Source organism: Amycolatopsis sp. NPDC114504, from assembly GCF_055633595.1.
This window is the reverse complement of sequence record NZ_JBVKDU010000002.1, coordinates 1,260,364-1,281,638: the sequence shown is the minus strand read 5'-3', so window position 1 is coordinate 1,281,638 and position 21,275 is coordinate 1,260,364. Positions and strand designations below refer to the sequence as shown.

Here is a 21,275-nt window from a genome sequence, read left to right as displayed (position 1 = left end):
GCCGACTCGCGGTGCGCAGCCGTCAGACGGTGGGCAGCCGCCACGCAGTGGACAACCTCCGCACGGCGCGCAGCCTGCGCATGGCGGGCAACCTCCGCACGGGACGCAACCCCCGCACACAGGGCAGCCGCCGCACGGGACGCAACCGCCGCACAATGGGCAACCGCCGCTCGGTGGGCAGGCTCACCGAGGGCAGCCGCCGCAGGGTGGGATGCCTTCGAACGATCCGCGGCGAATGCCGCCGCGGCCTCCGGCTGGGCCGCCGCATGCGGGGGTGCCTGGTGGGCAGCGTCCTGCGGGGTACCCGAACCAGCCGCGGGGGCCGCAGGGGCCGGGACCTGGCGGACGGCCGCCTATGCCGCCACCGCCGAGTGGACGGCCGCCGATGCCGCCACACGATCCGCGGCTGGGTCCGGCGCGTCCGGTGGGGCCGCCGCAGGTTCCGCCGCCGCGGTTCGGGCCGCCGCAGGAGCGTTTGCCCCGGGGGCCGCAGGGGCCTTTCGACCAGCCGTCGCGGCCTGCCGCGAGGCCGGTGGAGCCGAACGTGCCCGCAGCCGAGCACGCCCCGGTTCACGAGCGGCCGCCCGCGGCCGGGCAGGAACCGACCGTCGAGCAAGGCCGCCAGGCGGAGCAGCGAACGCCGACGGACGAACGGGCTGCCGAGCAAGCGGCACCCGCCGCGAAGCAGCCGGTCGAACAGGCAGCGCCGACAGGCGAGCGGCCGACCGAGCAAGCAGCGCTCACCGAGAACCAGCCGACCCAGCAAGCGGCGCCCGCCGGGGAGCGGCCCGTCGAGCAGCCCAGGGATGGACAGCCTGCTGGCCACGAATCGACTGGCGCCGAGCGGGATGCGTCCGGTGCCGAACGGTCGGCAGACCAGGCGCCGGCACGGCGACCTGACGCGGAGCATGCCAGCGAACTGGATCGTCCGGGCCAGGAGCGAGCGGGCACGCCGCACGCCGAAGACGCCGGGCAGCATGCGGCTCAGCAGACGCACTCCCATGAGCCGCCACCAACTGAGCAGCACTCGGCCGAACACGAGCCACCTGTAACCGAGGAGCACGCGGGCGAGCACGAACCCGAAGAGCGGTACGAGCTCCCCGACGAGCCCTACCTCGACGATCCCGGCTTCCGCGCCCACGACTCCGCCGGCACCCGGCGGATCGAGGACACCTTCATGGACTCCGGGCGCCAAAGCCCCGAGACCGGCGAGTGGCGGCACGAACAGGTCCACCGCGAAGCGCTCGCCCGGCGGGACCAGTTCCACCCCGGCATGTCCGACGACGGCGCCTTCGCCGTGCACGCCTATACGCGGCACGAGATGGTCGGGCCGCTCAACCGGGCTCTTCGCCTCGGCGGCCCCGAACTCCTGGGCCTCGCCCCTCAGGCCGGGGCGCTCGTCTCCGGGCTCAACGAGCTGCCGCCGCACGTCGGCACCGTCTCCAGACGCGTTGACTTCCACGGCGATCCCTCGCGGCTTCAGGCCTTCCTCGGGCGCTTCCACGAGGGCGCGCACATCACCGAGCCCTCCTTCCTCAGCTCGTCGAAAGTCGATGCGGAGCATCCGCGCAGCACCTTTGCCGGTGAGGTCGAGATGCGGATCGAGTCGCGGACCGGGCGGGACGTCGAGTCCATGGCCAGCATCGGGCGTGAGCGTGAGGTGCTCTTCAAGGCCGGGTCGCAGTTCGAGATCACCGGGGTCGAGATGGGGCCGGGACACCCTCAGCACCCCGATTTCGAGAACCGCCCCGGTGCCCGGGACCAGCCTCAGTGGATCGTGCACGCCGAAGAGGTCGCGCCGGGGGATCCGCGGTATCGCGGTGATACCCGGGATGCGATCGATGAGCGGCGGGCCGCCGAACGCGCCGATGAAGAACGCTTCGAGCGCGAAGCCGCCGAGAAGGACGCTCAGTTCTACGCCGAGTACCCGCACCTCAAGCCGTCCGGTGATCTGTTCAAGCTGCTCGGGGGCGACGAACCCGCGCCGCCGCCTGCCGAACGGCGGCCGCCTGCCACGCACGCGCCCGAAGGTGGTTGGTCGCGGCTTGCCGAGCCGCTGACGCCGGGTGGGCCGCCCGTGCTCCACGCCGGGTCCGTCGAGACTCCGCAGCAGCACGCGCGGCTCGTCCGTGACGCCGTTCCCGAGCTCGCCGCCGTCAACACCCGCAACCACTACAGCCCGGGCGAACACGGTTTCCGGACCAACGCCGCCGAGTCGATGACCGCCTTCGACCGGCGGATGAACGGTGAGGACGTCGTCGCCGGGCCTGCCCGCGGAGAGAGCCTCGACGGGCCGTGGCGTGACCGTGGCAGCTTCGACGACGTCGCGCGCGATCTCGGGGAACGTCCCGTCGGCGCGCGGACCGCCGTCGCCTTCGAGCACGCCGGTACCGGACAACTCGTCGCCGCCGTGCACACCGAGCACGGGGTGCTGTTCGCCGATCCTGTCACCGGACGGCTCGCCGAGCTGCCGCACGACGCCACGTCGATCCGCGAGCTGCCGCTCGGCCACCACGAGACGCCGACGATCACCGACCGGCTCAACCCCACGACCGAACGGCCGCCGCACGACGAGGGCTACCTCTTCGACGACGACCACCGCGGGACTCCGGCCGACCACGAGAGCATCCGCCGCGCGGTCGGCGACGAGCGCATCTACCAGGACGTCCACGACCGCGCGCTCGCCCGCCGCGACGCCGCCGGCATGCCGCTGACCGACGAAGGCGCCGTCGCGGTCCACGGCTACACCCGTGGCGAGTACGCCTACGACGTCAACGAGGCCCTGCGGCGCGGCCCCGGCCACCCCGGCTTCGACCTCGCGCAGGCGAACGCCCGCGCCATCACCGACGGCCTCAACCAGGTCCCGCGCACGTCCGGCGAGACCATCCGCGCCTTCGACGTCAGCGGTGACCCGCGGCTGGCCGAGCTCGTCGCCGGGCCGTACAACCCCGGTGACGTGGTCGTCGAGCCGTCGTTCTCCAGCGCGTCCATCAAGACCAGCGAGTTCTCGACCAGCAAGTTCGGCGACGACGTCGAGCTGCACGTCCGCTCGGACAACCTCCGCGACATCTCGAAGCTCGCCGAGAACCCGTCCGAGCGCGAGTCGCTGTCGCCGCCCGGGACGCAGCTGCTGGTGCACGAGCGGCGGCTGGAGATCACGCCCGAGGGCCGCCGCAAGTGGGTCATCGAGGCCGAGGAGATCGGTCCCGGCCACCCGCGCTACCTCGACCCCGAGGCCGCGCGGCAGAAGATGGCCGAGCGCCGCGCCGAGAACGACCACAACGCGGCCGAGTTCGAACGGCGCAAGCAGGCCGCGCTGATGGAACGCCTCGGCGGCTTCGGCGAGGCGGAGCCCGAGCACGTCGCGACGCCGCCGGAGCACCCCAAGGTCAGCGACGTCCTCGACACGCACGAACCTCCGCCGACGCCAGAGCCCCAGCCCGACTACGGGCACCTGGCGCGCGCGACGAACCCGCCGTCCGAGCCGGCCATCCACGCCGGCGCCGCGACGCCGTCCGAGCGCGCGGCCTACGTCCAGGACCGGCACCCGCACCTGCGCGAGGTCAACCCGGGCTTCCACCAGCCGGGTGCGCTGGAGAACGGGTACATGTCCAACTGCACCCGCGCGCCCGAGGCGTACATAGACCGGTTGCGCGGCGGGGACATGACGGCCGAGCCGATCCTCTTCCACGAGATGGGCACCCGCGGCACGCTCGAGCACCTCGAGGGCCGCTTCGGCGAGACGTTCTCCGAGCGCGGCAGCTACGACGACGTCATCCGCGAGATGCGGGACCTGCCGGTGGACCACCACGCCGTGGTCGCGGTGAAGTACGAGGGCCCGAACGGCGTCGAGTACGGGCACGTCGCGATGGTCGTGCACACCCGCGACGGCGTCGCGTTCATCGACCCGCAGTCCGGCGACCTCATGCACCTGCCGCAGCCGCCGAAGGGCATCAAGCTGATGCACGTCGGGACGCCGGACGAGGTGCACATCCAGCCCGAGCACGCCGAGACGACGGACCACGGCGGCTACGGCAGCGCCCCGCAGTCCCGCCTCGACGAGCTCCTCGCGCAGCCCCGGGTCGCCGAAGCGCTCGACGGCGCGACCACCGACCTCGTCGTCAAGGACCACGAGGGGAACCCGCAGAACCTCGGACCGGTCGGCGAGTTCGTCCGGACGCGACTGGCCGAGCACCCCGAGCTGGTCGACCTGCTCCACGACCCGGCCAACGAGTTCCTGACGCGTTCGCTGCTGCGCAAGCCGGAGACGATCGCGAGCCTGCTGGTGCACGACGAGGCCATCCCGATCCTGGCCGACGCCGTGCACGAGGCGCACCACCCGGATCCGGACGCGGAGCCGGTGGGCCCGGACGCGGAGCCGACCCCGCTCACCCCGGACCAGGCCGAGACGTCCGACGAGGTGACCGACCAGGCGGAGGGGCACCCCCAGCAGCACCGCCGGCAGGCCGAATTCGACTTGGGCAAGGCCGGGGACGAGGCGTACACGCGGGAGTACCTCGCCGAGCGCTACGCGGAAGCGGCGCGGGCCGACGCGAAGCTGAAGGAGATCCTGCCGCCGCTGGCGGAGGACACCGGTGGGCACGCCGGGTTCCGGCCCGGACCGAAGTCCGAGGGCCGGGCGATGGACAAGATCAACACCAACTACGACGGCGACGCGTCGCGGCTGGTCGACCTCGCGGGCGCGATGATCCAGTTCGAACGCGTGCAGGACGCCTACGCCGCGTTGGCGCGGATCGCGGAGCACCCGGACCTGGAGATCGTCGACTTCGACGACCGCTTCGCGAACCCCGCTCCGGCGGGCTACCGCGACCTGCAGATGAGCGTGCGCATCGACGGGCACGTCGCCGAGCTGCGCCTGCACCTGAAGGCGCTGGACGACGTCTCGGCGTACGAGCACTCGCTGTACGAGGTCCGCCGTGACCTCAAGGCGCTCGCGAAGGCCGAGGGCCGGACCTACACCGCCGACGAACGAGCCCTGATCGACGGGCTGATCAAGCGCGAACGAGAGCTGTTCTGGAACGCGCTGCAGGGGAGTCTCTGATGGTTCAGACGCCGGCCTACTTCGAGCACTACGACCACCCTTACGTGGTCGACAGCACGCCCGACGGCGGGCTCACCGGTCGCATCCTGAACTGGAAGACCGGCCGGTTCGACGAAGACAACGAGCACGTCACCGACGTGCTCTTCGACCACGGACCGGACATCCGGAGCCTCGACCGCGACCGGTTCGTGCGCCGGACCGAGGAGGAGCGGCACCACTACCTCCGCGGTGACGGGCCGATCTTCGCGCTCTACCAGACGATCGACGCGATCTGGGCCGCCGCGGAAGAGGAGCACCGCAAGATCACCAAGGAAGAGCGCGCGCTGATCGACTCGCTGTACCGGCGCACCTTCAAGATGTGGGAGGACGAGTTCGCTCGCCGCGACGCCGGCGAGGCCCCGACCTTCACCTTCACCTCGACATTGGCGCGATGATTCACGTGGAACAACGACTTTCGCCCGAAGAGCAGCGCACCCTCTTGGTGCAGCTGGGAAAGCTCGTGCGCGAGCTCCGGACCGACGCCGCCGGGCCGGCCGCGATCGACTTCCGGCAGGTCGGGGCGCACACGGAACTCCAGGGCCACAACGCGACGACGTCCGACGCCGTCGGCGAGCTGTTCACCGAGCTGCGCGAGGGGATGTACGCCGAGGACCGCGGCACCTGGCTGCAGGCGCGCTTCACGCTCACCCCGGACGGCACCTTCGACTTCGACTTCGCCCTCGACGACGATCCGGTGTGGACGGACGCGCCGCCCTCGGCCGCCTACCCGGAGGAGCTCGTCGCGTTCCCGCGGGCCGACGAGCACATCCCCGACTGGTGGCGGCTGCGCGCGCAGCTGGCGCTCGGCGTGGTGTTCCGGCACGCCGAGATCGGCGACCCGGACGTCGAGCGCCCGCCGCTGACCGACACCGAGGCGCCGCTCGTGCTGCAGTACCTCGAGCGGGAGGCCGTCGTCCACGAAGACGGCGACGAGCGCTTCCACACCGACGGCGCCTGGATCTGGTCGTCCGCGGTGGCCGACCTGCTGGCGGAGAAGGGCGTGCCGCCGGAGCCGGACCTGGTCGCGCACATCCGCCGGCACCACTTCCAGCCGCCGTACGTCGAGCCGCTGGTCCGCCGGACCGCCGAGGCCGACCTGCTGGGCGAGCCGCGGCCGAAGCCGGGCCGCGCCGACGTGAAGACGACGAGCGGTGACGTCGCCGCCGAGCTCGAAACCACGCCGGACCCGAAGCTCGGCGACGAAGAGCTGCTGATCGTCCTGGTCCAGCGGCTGGGTGAGCACGGCGTCTGGCCGGAGGCGTACCGCGTCGGCGACCGGGCCGACGGCACGTGGTGCCTCAACTTCACTCCCGAGGGCTGGGAAGTCGCCGCCTACGCCGGCGGGGAACCCCGCGAGCCGAAGTACTTCGAACGGCTCGAAGACGCCGCCCACCAGCTGCTCGGGGCGTTGCTGCTGCACCCCGCCCGGATGACGGCCGGGCACGAAACGCCCTTGGAAACCGCCAAGGAGCTCGACGACTGGCCGGTCCACCCGGCTCCGGGTGAGCCTCCCCTCACCCTGCTCCGCAACAAGCGCATCACCCGGCTGGTGGCGGGTACGGTCGTTCTGCGCTTCGGCGAGGAACCCGGCAATCTCGTTCACCACGGCGAGGTACGGTTCGCCACGACGTCGCTGCCGCTGGAACGTGAGCGGCAACGGCGGAGCTACCGGCTGAGACGCCCTCTGCACGTGATCACCGGCATCACGGTTCCGTGGGCGAACCTGCCGGGTGGTGCGGTGGCCTTCGTGCTGCCGAAGACGATCGCCGAGCACGAGTCCGACGGAAGCCTGGAGAGGATCGAGTAGGTGGAAGCGGCGGAAGCGATTGCCAAGGTCGGCCAGTGGCTGCGTGCGGTGCACGGCCCGGACGTCTCCGGTCCCGCCGGGCTCCGGGTGGACACCGAGAAGGTGCTGCGCATCCCCGAGGGCTGGTCGGTGCCCTACAACACCATCGCGTTCCTCGACGAGGGACGGCCGGAGAAGGAGATCTTCCCGCCGCCGTCGGTCGTCGTCCGCGAGCCGGACGGCGAGCTGCGGCAGGCGCACCCGCACCCCGGCGGGCTGTCGGTGCCGGTGGCGTTCCCCGGCCAGGAGAACTGGCGCGAGGTCGTCGACCCCGAGTACGTGAAGGCCGGGCTCGGTGAGCTGGGCGTGCCGCTGCAGGCCGTCGCGGGCTGGGTGAAGGTCGACGCCGAGGGCAACCAGACCGGCGAAGAGCGCGAGAACCCCGAGTACAAGGCGGGCCCGATCCGCCGCGGCTACCCGAAGCCCGAGAACACCATGGAGACGCTGCTGTCGTTCGCCAGCGTCGGCTGGCTGACGCGGGAGCTGCTGCTCATCGGCCTGATCCGGTGCGAGGTCTTCATCCCGCTCGACCTGGAGACCGGCAAGACCGACCGGTTCTACTTCGCCGAGGAGCGCAACGAGCTCAAGGTGTTCAGCTCGACCCGGAACCTGCCCTCGCGCGAGCACGGCTGGTGGAAGGTCGACGTCGCGACGCTGGCCGAGTTCGAGCACCCGCCGAACCTGGTGATCAACGGCGGTCCGACGACCATCGAGGACGTCTCCAGCGGCGAGCTCGCCGGGATCGTCCAGCGCTTCCCGCGGCACGAGCCGCGCATCGACGTGCACGGCCGCTGCCCGGAGGCCGAGGAGGACCTGATCCGCGTCGCCGCCGACACGGCGTCGCGGATGGGCCTGCCGGATCCGGTCGGTCCGCCGCTCGCCGCGGCCGAGAAGGCCCGGCGCCGCGGGTACGAGCTGACCGCCGAGGAGTGCGCGAAGACCGTGCTCGGCGAGTCGTGGCTGAAGCGGCTGCAGATGCCGGAGCCGCCGCGCGCCAAGCCCAACGACCTGCGCGCGAACGGCCTGGCGCCGACGTACGACAACGCCGGCCGCGCGACCCCGCGGCTCGACACCTTCGGCAAGTACTTCGAGCGGGACCTCGACGGCTTCCGCTACGGCTGGCAGCGCGTCACAGGCGCGTACGTCGGCTTCGCGCTCGGCGAGGCGCTCGGCGCGGCCGTCGACCGGATGCCGCTGCACGACATCCACGCGAAGTTCGGCATCGAGGGCGTCACCGACCTGATCCCGGCGTTCGACCAGGCGGGCCGGATCGGCTCGCTGACGCAGCGGCTGCTGTTCTACACCGAGGCCGTGATCCGCAGCCCGCACCGCGAGCAGCCGGAGTCGCGCGAGGCCGAGCAGCTCTTCCCGGGCGTCGTCCGCGGTGCGCTGCAGCGCTGGCTGCGCACGCAGGGCGCGCCGCTCGAGGACGCGGACGGCTGGCTCGTGCAGGTCGCGGACCTGCACGCCCGCCGGGACGCCGACGACGCCGAGCTGAACTCGTACCACCAGCTCGCGACCGAAGCCGGGGGCGCGCCGCCGATGACCGGCCCGGCCGCGCTGATCCCGGCGCTGCCCGCCGCGCTGACCATGGCCGGTCCCGGGAGCGGGTTGAGCGGCGGTGCGCGCCAGGCGGTGCGCGACCTGGCCGGCGTAACCCACCCGACCGAGCCCGACCTGGCCGCCGCGACCTACCTGACCTGGCTGTTCGAGCACGCGCTGACCAAGGAGGCGTTCAGCTTCCCGATCTGGAACCTCAGCCGTGAGGTGCTCAACCCGGACAACCAGTACCAGCAGGGTCCGGAGTGGACGGACATCAAGGACATGGTCGCCGAGTCGGTGCCGTTCTTCGGCGAGCACGGGCTGCCCGACCTGCGGATGCCCGAGCTGATCGGCGACGGCAAGTCGACGCTCTCGGTCCTCGGACGCGCCTTCGCCGCGTTGTCCGGCTTCGAGAACTACCCGGAGCAGGCGCTGCTGCGGGCCGTCAACCACTCCGGCCGGAGCGCACTCACCGGCGCGATCGCCGGCGCCCTGCTCGGCGCGCGCACCGGTATCCCCGGGCTGCCGCAGAAGTGGGTCGACCAGCTGGAGCTGCGCTACCTGGTCGAGAACGTCGCTTCGGACGCCTACTGGCACTTCGACCGGCACTCGGCGCTGAGCGCGCTCGGCGACGAGTGGATCGAGCGGTACCCGCGGCGTTAGCTCGAGGATGGGGAGCATGACTGAAAGCGACGAGGGCTTCGTCGAGTGGCGGCCCGACGTCGATCCGGAGTTCGACGAGAAGGCGTTTCCGGGCCTCGGCATCCCGGTGCGTGCCATCCGGAGCTGGGCGCAGTACACGCTGTACGGGGAGCCGACGGGCCCGCGCCGCGCCAACGAGCAGTACCGCCCCGGTCCGGTCTGGCTCGGCTTCCCGCCGCCGGAAACCGACGCCCAGAAGCTGCTGAACTACCTGGGCGCGAACTGGATCAGCCGCGCGGAGTTCGTGTCCGCGTTGCTCGACTGCGAGGTCCTGGTGCCAGTGGCGGACGGTGAGCCGCTGGTCCGCCAGGTCCCCGGCAGCGGGCAGGAAGTCATCGCGTACAGCTCGTCGGCGAAGGTGCCCGGGCGGTACCCGCTACGCCGGCGGGTCGTGGTCCGCGACCTGCTCGCCGGCCGGCCGTCGAGCGGGCTGACCCTCGACCCCGGCACCGGGCTCGTGCGCAGCCTGACCGCCGCCGAGCTGGGTGACATCGGCCCTGGCGAGCGGCGGCCGCAGCTCGACGAGCCCGCGCCGGAAGCCGGACCCGAGGTCGCCGAGGCGCTGCCCGGGCTGGTCGCGGAGTTCGGCGTCGAGCCGCCCGACCTGCTGGAACGGCACCTGCGGTACGCCCTCGACCACGCCCGTGACCACCACTTCGAGCTCTCGCCCGACGACTGCGTCCGGTACCTGCGCGGGTTCGCCTGGCAGTACCGCAACGGTGTCCGGCGGCGGGCCGGCCAGGACCCGGAATGGCCCGCGGACCTGGGTGCGAACGGCCTGATCGCGCACGTGGACGAAGACGCCCGCCCGCGGCCGGTGCCGTGGACGTTCGGGAAGTTCTCCGCCTTCGGCACGCCGGCCGCGCGCTTCGCGTGGCACCGGATCGTCGGCGCGTACGTCGGCTTCGCGATCGGCGACGCGCTGGGAAGCGGGGAGGCCGGCACGCTGGGCGGGCTGACGCGCCACCTGCTGTTCCACACCGACATCGTGCTGCGCGGCCTGCCGCCGGTGCCGACCGGCGAGGTGCCGGCGAACCTGCCGTTTCCGGACCCGGTCGGCTGGCTCGCGGTCGCGACGCGGCGCGCGGGTCCCGCCCCCGACGACCTCTCGACGTTGCTGGCCACGGCGCTGGCCGCGACGCCGGCGGGAGCGGTCGCCATCGACGGCGTCGACGGCGAGCAGTACGCGAAGGACGTCGCCCACGCGCTGACCGGCGGCGACCCCGACGTCGCCGAAGGCGTCGACCTGCTGGTCGACCTCTTCCAGGCCCTGCTCACCCGCGACACGTTCGCGCTGCCGGTCCACCTTCGTCTGCGGGAGATCGGCGGCGAACTCGCCGAGGAGACGCTGGCGTTGCGCGAAGACCGCGACGCCGACGACGTCACGCAGCTGGAGAGCATCGGCGACGGCCGCAGCGTCCGGTCGGTGCTCGGCCGGGCGTTGTTCGCCGCGGCCAAGCGCGGACACGACCCGGAAGCGGCGATCACGCTCGCCGCACGGTCCGGCCCGGTCGCGGGCGCCATCGCCGGGGCGCTGGTCGGCGCCCGGGTCGGCGTGCCCGGACTGTCCTGGGCCACCAAACCGCCCGAACTCGGCCTGCTCGACGACGTCGCCAGCGACGTCTTCTGGTACTTCAACCGCAACGGCCTCCAGACGGAGACCGCGGAACACGCAGGCTGGGAACGCCGTTATCCGAGCGGCCGCTTCACCACGGAACCGAAGGGACCGGACTTGCGCTCACGACTGCGGGGAAGCCTGCTGGCCGGGGCGATCGGCGACGCGCTGGGCGCGAAGACCGAGTTCGACTCGATCGACCGGATCCGCGAGATCGCCGGACCGGACGGCATCACCGACTTCATCCCCGCGTACGGCGGCGTCGGCCGGATCACCGACGACACGCAGATGACGCTCTTCACGCTCGAAGCGCTGATCCGGGCGCACGCCCAGCAGCGGCGGACCGGCTCCGCGGACGTCGTGCACTCGCTGCAGATGGGCTACCAGCGCTGGCTGCACACGCAGGGCGTCGCGTGGGACCGCGCGCGCGGGCCGCAGTCGGCCGTCGAGGCGCCGGATGGCTGGCTGGTCACGCACCAGGAGCTGTTCAGCCGCCGTGCGCCGGGGCTGACCTGCTTCGGCGAGCTGGAGGCGTACGGCCGCTCGGGTGTCCGGGGCACCATGGACCACCCGGTGAACAACTCGAAGGGCTGTGGCGGCGTGATGCGCGCGGCGCCGGTCGCGGTGTGGTCGGACGACCTCGCCGAGGTGTTCCGGCTCGGTGCCGAGAGCGCGGCGCTGACCCACGGTCACCCGAGCGGGTATTTGTCCTCGGGCTGCTTCGCGGTGCTCGTCCACGGCCTGCTGCACGGGAAACCGCTGCTCGACGCCCTCGCGGCCGCGCGGGCCGAGCTCGTGCGGCACCCGGGTCACGAAGAGCAGAGCGCGGCGCTCGACGCGGCTCTGGCGCTGGCGGAGCAAGGACCGCCGACGCCGGAGAAGCTGGAGACGCTCGGGCAGGGCAACGTCGGCGAGACGGCGTTGTCGATGTCCGTGTACGTCGCATTGACCACCGCCGACGCCGACACGGCGTTGCTCGCGGCGGTCAACCACAGCGGGGACAGCGACTCGACCGGCTCGGTCTGCGGCAATCTCGTCGGTGCGATGTACGGCGAAGAGGCCCTGCGGCAGAGCTGGCTGGAGCAGCTGGAGCTCCGCGATGTCATCGTCGGCCTGGCGGACGACGCGGTCACCGAGTTCGGCCCGGATGCGCCGGGTGACGACCGGTGGTTCGCTCGGTACCCGGTCGACTAGGTTTCTGTGGTCACTGGGGACGGGGAGGACAATCGTGCGTTACCGGGTTGAGGTGGCCGAACGCCCGGACGGCCTGTACGCGGCGTGGGGCGAGGGGACGTTCCGCGCGCAACGTTCGACGACGGACGGCACCGTGCTGCTGTCCGTGCTGCCGGACGAAGAGGCGCCGGAGGGCTTCGACAAGGAGTTCGAAGACCGGCCGGCGCGGGTCGTGCCGGCGAGCGAGGTGCCGGCGACGTTCACGCTGCGCACCTTCGGCGAGTACGACGGAGAAGTCTTCGAGGTCGCGCCGGGCGCGCGGCCGGAGCTGACGCTGCGCTGGGTCAAGGACGACGCCACCCGTGCGGCACAGCTGGGCCTGACCGACTTCTCGGTCACGGTGCCGGCGAAGCAGGTCACGGCGCTGTGGCAGACGCGGCTGGACTTCACCGAGACGCCGGAGGCGAGGCCGCAGCCGGGCACCGGCGACCAGAACGCGCTGCTGCGCGCCATCGGGCGGACGCTGCTGCACACGGTGCCCGGCGGCTGGACCCGCGTCGGCGCGCAGTTCCGGCAGGTCGGCGACTACTCCGAGATCGAGGTCCGCGCGGTCGGCGACGAGGACGGCCCGGTGTCGGTCTCGCTGCCCGCGGTACCCCGCCTCGGCGGGCTCTTCGCCCGGCTGCGGGCCGCGATGTTCCAGCCCGAGGTGGGCACCTGGTTCCAGGGCACCTTCACGCTCGACTCGGCGTCGTCGTTCGACTTCGACTTCGACGCCGACCGCGAGCCGGACTGGCGGGTGCCGCCCAACGAGGGCGGCCGCCCGTCGACCGCCGCCTACGAGCTGGAGCTGGCGACCTTCCCGCGGACGCCGAAACACGTGCCGGCGTGGCTGACGGCGAAGGCCGGCCTGCCGCTGGACGTCACGTTCCGGCTCGCCAGGGCCGCCGACTCGCACGCCGAAGGCGAGCGTCCGGTGGTCAACCGGCCGCCGGTGCCGCCGGACCAGGTCCGCGGCGTGCTCGACTACCTGTTCCGGGCGCCGGTCGCGCTGCACCGGCCCGCACCGCTGCCGGACATCTTCGGCGCGCCGGGCGCGAAGCCGGACGTGCCGAACGCGTTCCACACCGACGGCACCTGGATCTGGCCCGCCGCCGTGCCGCACTACCTGCGCAAGTACGGGGTGCCGCCGGAGCCGGAGCTGGTCGAGCAGGCGCGCGCGGCGGGGTTCCGCCCGCCGTTCGTCGGCGACCTCGTCCGCGCGACGGCGGAGGCGGAGATCCTCGGCCAGCCGCGGCCGCCGCAGACGGCCGCCGACCTGCCGGACGAACGCGCGCTCGTGCGTGTCGCGCGCGGTGAAGACGTGCGGGACCTGCGGGGCGCGGAGACGCTGGAGCTGCTCCAGCAGCGGCTCGCCGAACACGGCGTGCCGGCCGCGGCCTACCGGATCGGCGCCAACGAGATCCCGGCCGAGGGCGTCTGGACGCTGCGGCGAGCCGAGAACGGCTGGGAGGTCTCGCGGCCGCCGTCCGACGAGCCGGTGGCGTTCGGCTCGCTCGGTGACGCCGCCCGGTTCCTCCTCGGCGTGCTGCTGATGCTGCCGCCGCGGCAGGCGGAGGAGTCCGACCTGCCCGCCGACTGGCCGATCCTGCCGATGCGCGGCGAACCGCCGTTGAACTTCTACCGCGGCAAGCGCCTGATCGCGCTCCCGCCGGGCACGACGGTCGTCCGGTTCGGCCCCGAGACCGGCAACCTGGTGCACGCGGACGGCTCGCGGTTCGTCGAGACGTCGCTGGCGTTCGAACGCGAACGCGAGCGGCGGCTCTACCGAGTGCAGCGCTCGATGCGGGTGCTGACCGGCGTGACGGCGCCGTGGAGCGGGATGCCGGGCGGCGCGGTCGCCTACCTGCTGCCGCGGGCGCTCGCCCAGCACCTCGAGTCGGGCGCGCTCAGCCGGGTCTGATCAAGACGCCGTGATGAGGACGGCGGGCGACCACCAGTAGTCGGCGAGCGGTTCGACGCCGACCTCGGTGAAGCCCGCCGTCTCGAGCTGCTCGGCCCAGGTCGCGGCCGGGTGCTCCCAGTTCGTCCGCTCGTGCCCGTCGACGATCCCGAGCAGCACCGGCAGCAGGAAGCCCTGCGCGACCAGCGACGCGTCTTCGCCGTACTCGGCAACTCCCTGCTCGTACCGCTCGACGAGGGAGCGAAGGTGCTCCGGCGAGCCTTCGGCGTACTCCGGGACGTCGAACTCGGCGAGCACCAGCGTCCCCGAGCGCAGCTGAAGCGCGCGAAGCACCTCCGCGCGCTGTTCGGGCTCGATCGACTGCAGTGCGAACGTCGACTGGACGAAGTCCCAGCCGAGGTCGTCGCGGGCCAGGAACTCCTGGGCGGTCGACTGCCAGCACTGGGCCGACGGCACCCGTTCGTGGACGCCTTCGAGCAGCGCGGCCGACGGTTCGACCAGGTCGATCCGGCTGGGTACGTGCGTGGCTTGTGCCAGCGCGGGCACGACGGCCAGGCCGTCACCGCACCCCAGGTCGAGCAGGGATTCCGGCTTCGCTTCGTCGTAGCGCGCGGCCAGCGCGGCGCTCAGGGCCCGGTACAGCCCGACGTTGCCGCCGCCGCGGATGAACGCCGTGAAGGCGCTCGGCTGGTCGTACACCGAGGCCGAGCCGTCCCCGGCGAGGTAGGTGTGCAGTTCGCCGGCCAGCGAGGACCCGGCGCGGCCGGCCCGGGCGGCGAGGTCGGCGGCCTGGTCGCGGTCACCGGAGCGGTAGGCGGCGAGGGCGTCGGCGAGCAGCTCGATCGAGGTCATGGTGTGGGGATATCAGAACGGCACCCACAACGTCACCCGAGTGCCGCCCCCGGCGAGTCCCGACTCGACCAGCGACGTCCCGCCGACCTCCGCCAGCCGCGCGGTGATCGACTCGCTGATGCCGAACCCAGCCGGGTGGTCGGCCGCGCTGAAGCCGGCGCCGTGGTCGCGGGTGATGACGGCGATGCCGCCCTCGCGCTCCTCGACCCGCACGACCACCCGATCGGTGCCGGAGTGCTTCATCGTGTTCCGCATGGCCTCGCGCACGGCGTCGCGGATGGCGATCTGCCGGACCTCCGACAGCGTGTCGTCGTCGAGCTCGGCCACCACGAGCTGGGCGCGCAGCCCGTCGCGCGCCATCTCGGCGGCGAGCGCGGCGAGCTTTTCGCCCAGCGGCCGGGCGCCGGCCTCGGCCTGCTCGGACGCGGCCGTCTCGATCGTGTGCCGGATCTGCATCGCCTGCGCCCGGGCGAGCCGCTGGATCTCGACCAGCCGCTCTTCGGCGTTCGACTTCCCGGAGAGCGCCATCGCTTCGAGGGTCTGCAGCACGGTGTCGTGCAGCATCCGGTGCTGCTGGGCGCGCTCGGCGAGCCGGCCGTTGCGGGTGCCGTAGGCCAGCGCCAGCCGGGTGCCGAGCCCGGTCAGGACCAGCGCGGCGGCGGCCAGGAACAGCTCGGCGAGCAGCGCCGAGAACGTCGAGAAGGCGGCACCGACGTGGAACTGGCCGGTGTTGAGCCGGTTCGCGAGCATCCGCAGCGGGAAGCTCACGAGGCCGAACACGAGCCCACTGGGGACGCCGAGCGCGAGCGTCAGCAGCCCGGCCTCGCCGAGGAGGTGGACGCTGCTGACCGCCAGCGCGTCGAAGTACACCGCGGTGGGCACGGTCAGCGCGAGGACCAGCGGCGAAAGCACGGTGAAGACCAGGTCGACCGCCAGCAGCTTCCCCGCGTCCCGGCCGCGGTACGGCGCCGAGCGGAACATCCAGCGGAAGCCGACCAGGTTCACCACGACCGAGAGCAGGGTGAACACCCCGACCGGCAGGAGCCCGGCCGAGCCGTTCCGGATGACGAAGACGCCGAACTGCCCCGGCACGGCGAGCAGCCGGAAGGCCAGCGGGATGAGCACGACGTACCGCGTGGCGCGCAGCAGCAGGCCGTCGCGCCGGCTCGGGTCGATCGGCCCGGCCATCTTCGAGATCCGCTTCAGCGCGTGGATCGGGGTCGGGTCGCCGATCTCGTCGGTGAGCTCGCTGGTGGCCGTCGCGATCGCGGGCGCGCCCTGCCGCAGCAGCGCCACGAAGAAGCTGCCCCCGGTCGCCGGCTTCGGCGAGCCGGGCGCTTCGGTGGACATCGCGCGGACAACCCCCTGGTCACGTCGGTGAACCGAGGTTAGGGAGTATCACCGATCCGCGACGGCCAGGTCCAGCCTTCCACGAAATTCACAGCAAGTTGGTCAGAAGTTTCCGATTTCCTGCTCCGCGGCCCACTTCTTCAGTTCCGCGACGGCGTCGTCGTGCTCCAGCGGCCCGCGGTCCAGGCGCAGCTCCTTGAGGAACTTCCACGCCTTGCCGACGTCCGGCCCCGGCTTGAGCCCGAGCAGCTCCATGATCTGCTCGCCGTTGAGGTCCGGCCGCACGCGGTCGAGGTCCTCCTTGGCCTTGAGCGTGGCGATGCGGGCCTCGAGGTCGTCGTAGGTCGCCTGCAGCGCCGCCGCCTTCCGGCGGTTGCGCGTGGTGCAGTCGGCGCGGACGAGCTTGTGCAGCCGGGTCAGCAGCGGGCCGGCGTCGGTGACGTACCGGCGGACCGCCGAGTCCGTCCACTCGCCCTTGCCGTAGCCGTGGAACCGCAGGTGGAGGAACACGAGCTGGGAGACGTCGTCGATGATCTCCTTGGAGAACTTCAGCGCCCGCAAACGTTTGCGGGCCATCCGCGCCCCGACCACCTCGTGGTGGTGGAAGCTCACACCGCCGCCCGCCTGGAACTCACGCGTCGCCGGCTTCCCGATGTCGTGCAGCAGCGCCGCCAGCCGCAGGATCAGGTCCGGCTCCGACGTCGGTTCGTGCGACTTCTCCAGGTCGATCGCCTGGGCCAGCACGGTCAGCGAGTGCTGGTAGACGTCCTTGTGCTGGTGGTGCTCGTCGATCGCCAGCCGCATCCCGGGCACCTCGGGCAGCACGCGGTCGCCGAGGCCGGTGTCCACCAGCAGCTCCAGCCCCGGCTGCGGGTCGTCGGCCAGCAGCAGCTTCGACAGCTCGGCCTGGACGCGCTCGGCCGTGATCCGGTCGATCTCGCCCGCCATCGACGTCATCGCGTCGACCACGCGCGGCGCGGCGGTGAAGCCGAGCTGCGCGGCGAAGCGGGCGGCCCGCAGCATCCGCAGCGGGTCGTCGGCGAACGACTCCTGCGGCGTCGCCGGCGTGTCGAGGACCTGCTCCCGCAGCGCGCTCAAGCCGTCGTGCGGGTCGATGAAGGTCTTCGTCGCCAGCTCGACGGCCATCGCGTTGACCGTGAAGTCGCGCCGGAGCAGGTCGCCCTCGATGCTGTCGCCGAAGGTGACCTCGGGGTTGCGGCCGACGCGGTCGTAGCTGTCGGCGCGGAACGTCGTGATCTCGAGCTGCATGCCCTTCTTGGTCACGCCGACCGTGCCGAACGCGATGCCGACGTCCCAGACCGCGTCACCCCAGTCGCTGACGATCTTCAGCACCCGATCGGGCCGCGCGTCGGTGGTGAAGTCGAGATCACCGGAGCGCCGGCCGAGCAGTGCGTCGCGCACGCTCCCGCCGACCAGGTACAGGCGGTGCCCGGCCCGGGCGAACCTCTCGGCCAGCTCGTCCGCCAGGGGGGAGAGCCGCATCAGCTCCACCACCGCATTCTCCTTGGCGACCACGTCGTTCACGAAAATCCCACTGGGTTCGGGTGCGATTACTACAGGCACCACCGGACAGGACACGGAGAGCCAGCCTACCGGGGCAACCGTTTGCTCTAGCATCGCAGCATGTCTGGATCAGCCGGCCGCCCCGGCGCCTCGAAGCCGCGGAGGCGGCGGAGGCGTCAGCGCGGCAGGCGCCTGACCACGGTCGACGAGACGTCGGCCGGTGGCCTCGTGGTGGACGCCGAGCGCGAGCAGGCGGTGCTGATCGGCCGGCTCGACCGGCACGGCAGACTGCTGTGGTCGCTGCCCAAGGGCCACATCGAGGACGGTGAGACGGTGGAACAGACGGCCGTGCGCGAGGTCAAGGAGGAAACCGGCATCTCCGCGCGCGTGCTCCGGCCGCTGGGCACCATCGACTACTGGTTCGTGGCCGAGAAGCGGCGGATCCACAAGACCGTCCACCACTTCCTGCTCGAAGCGCTCGGCGGCGAGCTTTCCGACGAAGACGTCGAGGTCACCGAGGTGGCCTGGGTCCCGCTGGCCGAGCTGGAGACCAAACTCGCCTACTCCGACGAGCGCAAGCTCGTCCGGAAGGCCAGCCAGATGCTCAAGGAACTTTTCGCGCGCCCGGACGTCCACGGACGAGACGAGCACGCCCCTGAGGGAGCCCCCGAGTGAAGCGGTTCGCCGCAGCCTTCCTTTCCATCCTCTTCCTGGCCGTCCCCGCCCTCATGGGAGCCACGGTGGCCCAGGCGGAGGAAGGCGCGCGCCTGCGCGTCGACCTGACCCAGCTCAACCCGCGCGTGGTGACGAGCTCGACGACGTCGCTGACCGTCGCCGGCACGGTGACCAACACCGGCGACCGGAAGATCAACCGGCCGCAGGTGCGCCTGCAGGTCGGCGACCGGCAGACGACGACGCGCGGGATCGACGACGTGCTGTCGGGCGCCGTCATCAAGGACTCCCCGCTGACCGAGTTCACCCCGCTCGCGGACGCGCTGGAGCCCGGGCAGAGCGCCCCGCTGAACATCACGGTGAGCCTGACCGGGTCGAAGGCCGCGCAGTTCGGCCGCCCCGGCGTCTACCCGCTGCTGGTGAACGTCAACGGCACGCCGGAGTTCGGCGGGCCCGCCCGCCTGGGCGCGGTCAGCATGCTAATGCCGGTGCTGGCCGGGCCGGGCAAGTCGGCCGGGCACTCGTCCGCCGGCGCGCCGAGCATGACCCTGCTCTGGCCGCTGACCAGCAGCGTCCCGCAGGTCTACACGGCGCCGTACGGCCAGCCGCTGGTGCTGCGCGACGACAAGCTGGCCGACGAGATCGGCCCCGACGGCCGGCTGAACGCGCTGGTCACCGCCGCGTCCACGGCCGTGCAGAGCGACGCGAGCCTCGCGAAGTCGATGTGTTTCGCGCTCGACCCGGACCTGCTGACGACGGTCGAGCTGATGAGCCGCGGCTACCAGGTGCACACCGAGACCGGGAACATCGAGGGCAAGGGCGCCCAGACCGCGAAGACGTGGCTGGCCTCCCTCCGCTCGCTGATGACCAGCCGGTGCGCGGTGGCGCTGCCCTTCGCCGACGCCGACCTCAACACCGTCTCGCGGATCCGTCCCGGCGATCCCGCGCTGGTCGCCCAGGCGGCCACCGCGGCCGCCACGATCCAGCAGCTGGCCGGCGTCACGCCGCAGACCGGCGTGCTCTGGCCGGACGGCACGCTCAACGAGTCGGTGCTCACCGCCCTGACCCAGGCCGGCATCAAGACCGTGCTCACGGACGCGGCGAAGCTGGCGCCCGCCGGCGGGGGCGGCGGCGTCACCGTCCAGGGCGGCACGGTGACGGCCCAGCCGACCGACTCCCTGATCTCGGCGGCCATGAGCGGCGTGCCGAGCGTGCCCGACTCGGTCACCGTCGCGGTGAACACCGAGCGGGCGATCTCCAGCCAGAACGGGCTCGGCGCGCTCGCCTTCCGGGCCGGTCTCGGCCTGCCGGCCGGGCAGGAGCGCCCGGACCACCTGCTGGTCGCCCCGCCGCGGCGGTGGGACGCCCCGGCCGCCGAGCTCACGGCGTACCTGCAGCAGGTCGGCGACTTCCTCAACGCGGGGGTGGTCACGGCGCAGTCGCTCCCGTCGCTGCTGTCGGCGGGCCCGGCGTCCTCCGGCGCGGTCGGCGACGGCGGCCAGGACCCCGCCGCGGCCATCGACCCGGCCCTCGTCGCGACGCTGTCGAAGCTCGACGACCAGGCCACCGGGGTGGCGTCCGCCATGCAGCTGGACCCGACCAAGCGCGTGAAGCCGGAAGACGTCGTCGCGCCGGTCCGGCTGGCCGAGCTGCGCGGTTCCTCCACCGGCTGGCGGGGCCTGCCCGCCGACGCGGCGACCGCGAACGCGCAGGCCGAGATCGGAGCCATCAGCGACCGGGTGAGCGTCCGGCAGCCGCAGCAGACCATCGCGCTGGCGTCCGGCAACTCCCCGCTGCCGGTGTACGTGGTGAACGACCTGCCGGTCGGTATCAACGCGCGGTTCTCGCTCAACAACAACACCGGCCTCCGCACGGACGACCGCAGGGAAGTGTCGTTCCCCGCCGGCGGCGGCCGGCAGTACTTCCTCCCCGTGGAGGCGCTGCGGGCCGGCCGGTTCAGCGTCGATGTGTCGTTGAGCACGCCCACCGGTACCCCGCTCGGGTCATCCGCGCGCTTCGAGCTGACGTCGACGGAGTACGGCGCGATCACCATCATCGCGACCGTCGCCGCAGGTGTGGCCCTACTTCTGCTGGCCTCCCGGCGCATCTACCGGCGGGTGAAGGACGCCCGCGCGGGTCGCGACTTGGTGGACTGATCCCTCGGCCTTCGAGTGTTCCGGACGGTTCCCGATTACCCTTGGTCCGCACGTACGCGGCACCGGGCCGCGGGCACCGGACCGAGCACCGAGGATTGGGCACGCGTTGGAGAGAGAGCCGGGCTTACCACCCGAGCGTGCGAGTCGTCCTCGGCGCGAAGGCGCTCCGCCCCCGCAACGGGGTGACGGGCCCCCGCGCGCGGGTCAGCCGGTCCGCCGCCAGCCGCCACCCCAGCAGCCGCCTCCCCCGGAGCGCGGCCGCCGCCAGCCGCCCCGCAACGGGCACACGCGCCAGATGCCACCCCCCGACGACGCGACGGTCCGTGACCAGCGCCCGCCCCGAGAGGACGGCGGCCCGCGACGCCCGTCCCGCGACGACGCACCGCCGAGGCGGCCCGCGCGCGACGACGCACCACCCCGGCGCCCGGCCCGTGAGGATGGCGGCCCTCGCCGCCCAGCCCGCGACGACGCACCGCCCCGCGACAGCCGGCCGATAGACGGACCCGTCCGCGAAGGACGCCCGGTCCGCGACGACGGTCCGGTGCGCGAGGGACGCCCGATCCGAGACGACGCACCGGTGCGCGACGGCCGACCCGTCCGAGACGACGTACCCATCCGCGAGGGACGCCCGGTCCGCGACGACGCACCGGTGCGCGACGGCCGACCCGTCCGCGACGACGTACCCATCCGCGAGGGACGCCCGGTCCGCGACGACGGCCCTCCGCGTGATGGCCGCCCGGTCCGCGACGACCTACCTCCACGTGACGGCCGCCCCATCC

Annotated in this window: 11 protein-coding genes; 8 read left to right on the top strand and 3 right to left on the bottom strand. The window is 72.6% G+C overall.

The annotated features are described in order from the left end of the window. Positions 1-544: 544 nt before the first annotated feature. From ACZ7PG_RS18000 to ACZ7PG_RS17975, 6 genes are read left to right on the top strand one after another with little or no spacing between them, the layout of a single operon-like run. A complete protein-coding gene (locus ACZ7PG_RS18000; protein WP_470240788.1) occupies positions 545-5,062 on the top strand; it encodes a toxin glutamine deamidase domain-containing protein in 4,518 nt (1,505 codons plus the stop codon). Next, complete coding sequence (locus tag ACZ7PG_RS17995) at positions 5,062-5,496, top strand: hypothetical protein (protein WP_470240153.1); 435 nt, start codon at positions 5,062-5,064, stop codon at positions 5,494-5,496. The genes ACZ7PG_RS18000 and ACZ7PG_RS17995 overlap by 1 nt, the downstream gene beginning before the upstream one ends. Then, positions 5,493-6,908 carry a TNT domain-containing protein gene (locus ACZ7PG_RS17990; protein WP_470240152.1) on the top strand — a complete coding sequence of 472 codons (1,416 nt, stop codon included), beginning with the start codon at positions 5,493-5,495 and terminating at the stop codon, positions 6,906-6,908. Before ACZ7PG_RS17995 ends, ACZ7PG_RS17990 begins: the two co-directional genes overlap by 4 nt. Then, entirely contained in the window at positions 6,909-9,152 is a 2,244-nt protein-coding gene (locus ACZ7PG_RS17985) for an ADP-ribosylglycohydrolase family protein (protein WP_470240151.1), read from the top strand. Positions 9,153-9,168: 16 nt separating this feature from the next. Continuing rightward, positions 9,169-12,000, top strand: coding sequence for an ADP-ribosylglycohydrolase family protein (locus ACZ7PG_RS17980; RefSeq protein WP_470240150.1), 2,832 nt, complete (start codon positions 9,169-9,171; stop codon positions 11,998-12,000). Positions 12,001-12,034: 34 nt separating this feature from the next. Continuing rightward, on the top strand, positions 12,035-13,942 hold the full coding sequence (locus tag ACZ7PG_RS17975; protein ID WP_470240149.1) for a TNT domain-containing protein: 1,908 nt from the start codon (positions 12,035-12,037) through the stop codon (positions 13,940-13,942). Here the strand turns inward: ACZ7PG_RS17975 and ACZ7PG_RS17970 are convergent, their stop codons facing one another. From ACZ7PG_RS17970 to ACZ7PG_RS17960, 3 genes are all read right to left on the bottom strand, one after another. Continuing rightward, a complete protein-coding gene (locus tag ACZ7PG_RS17970) occupies positions 13,943-14,794 on the bottom strand; it encodes a class I SAM-dependent methyltransferase (protein WP_470240148.1) in 852 nt (283 codons plus the stop codon). Between the two features lie 12 nt (positions 14,795-14,806). Then, positions 14,807-16,144: a sensor histidine kinase gene (locus ACZ7PG_RS17965; RefSeq protein WP_470240147.1), complete on the bottom strand. Its 1,338-nt coding sequence runs from the start codon at positions 16,142-16,144 to the stop codon at positions 14,807-14,809. Positions 16,145-16,246: 102 nt separating this feature from the next. Continuing rightward, positions 16,247-17,689, bottom strand: coding sequence for a CCA tRNA nucleotidyltransferase (locus ACZ7PG_RS17960; protein ID WP_470240146.1), 1,443 nt, complete (start codon positions 17,687-17,689; stop codon positions 16,247-16,249). 99 nt (positions 17,690-17,788) lie between these two features. Between ACZ7PG_RS17960 and ACZ7PG_RS17955 the strand changes: the two genes are divergently transcribed. After that, positions 17,789-18,343 carry an NUDIX hydrolase gene (locus ACZ7PG_RS17955; RefSeq protein WP_284743449.1) on the top strand — a complete coding sequence of 185 codons (555 nt, stop codon included), beginning with the start codon at positions 17,789-17,791 and terminating at the stop codon, positions 18,341-18,343. Then, positions 18,340-20,496: a DUF6049 family protein gene (locus ACZ7PG_RS17950; RefSeq protein ID WP_470240145.1), complete on the top strand. Its 2,157-nt coding sequence runs from the start codon at positions 18,340-18,342 to the stop codon at positions 20,494-20,496. Before ACZ7PG_RS17955 ends, ACZ7PG_RS17950 begins: the two co-directional genes overlap by 4 nt. Positions 20,497-21,275: the final 779 nt, after the last annotated feature.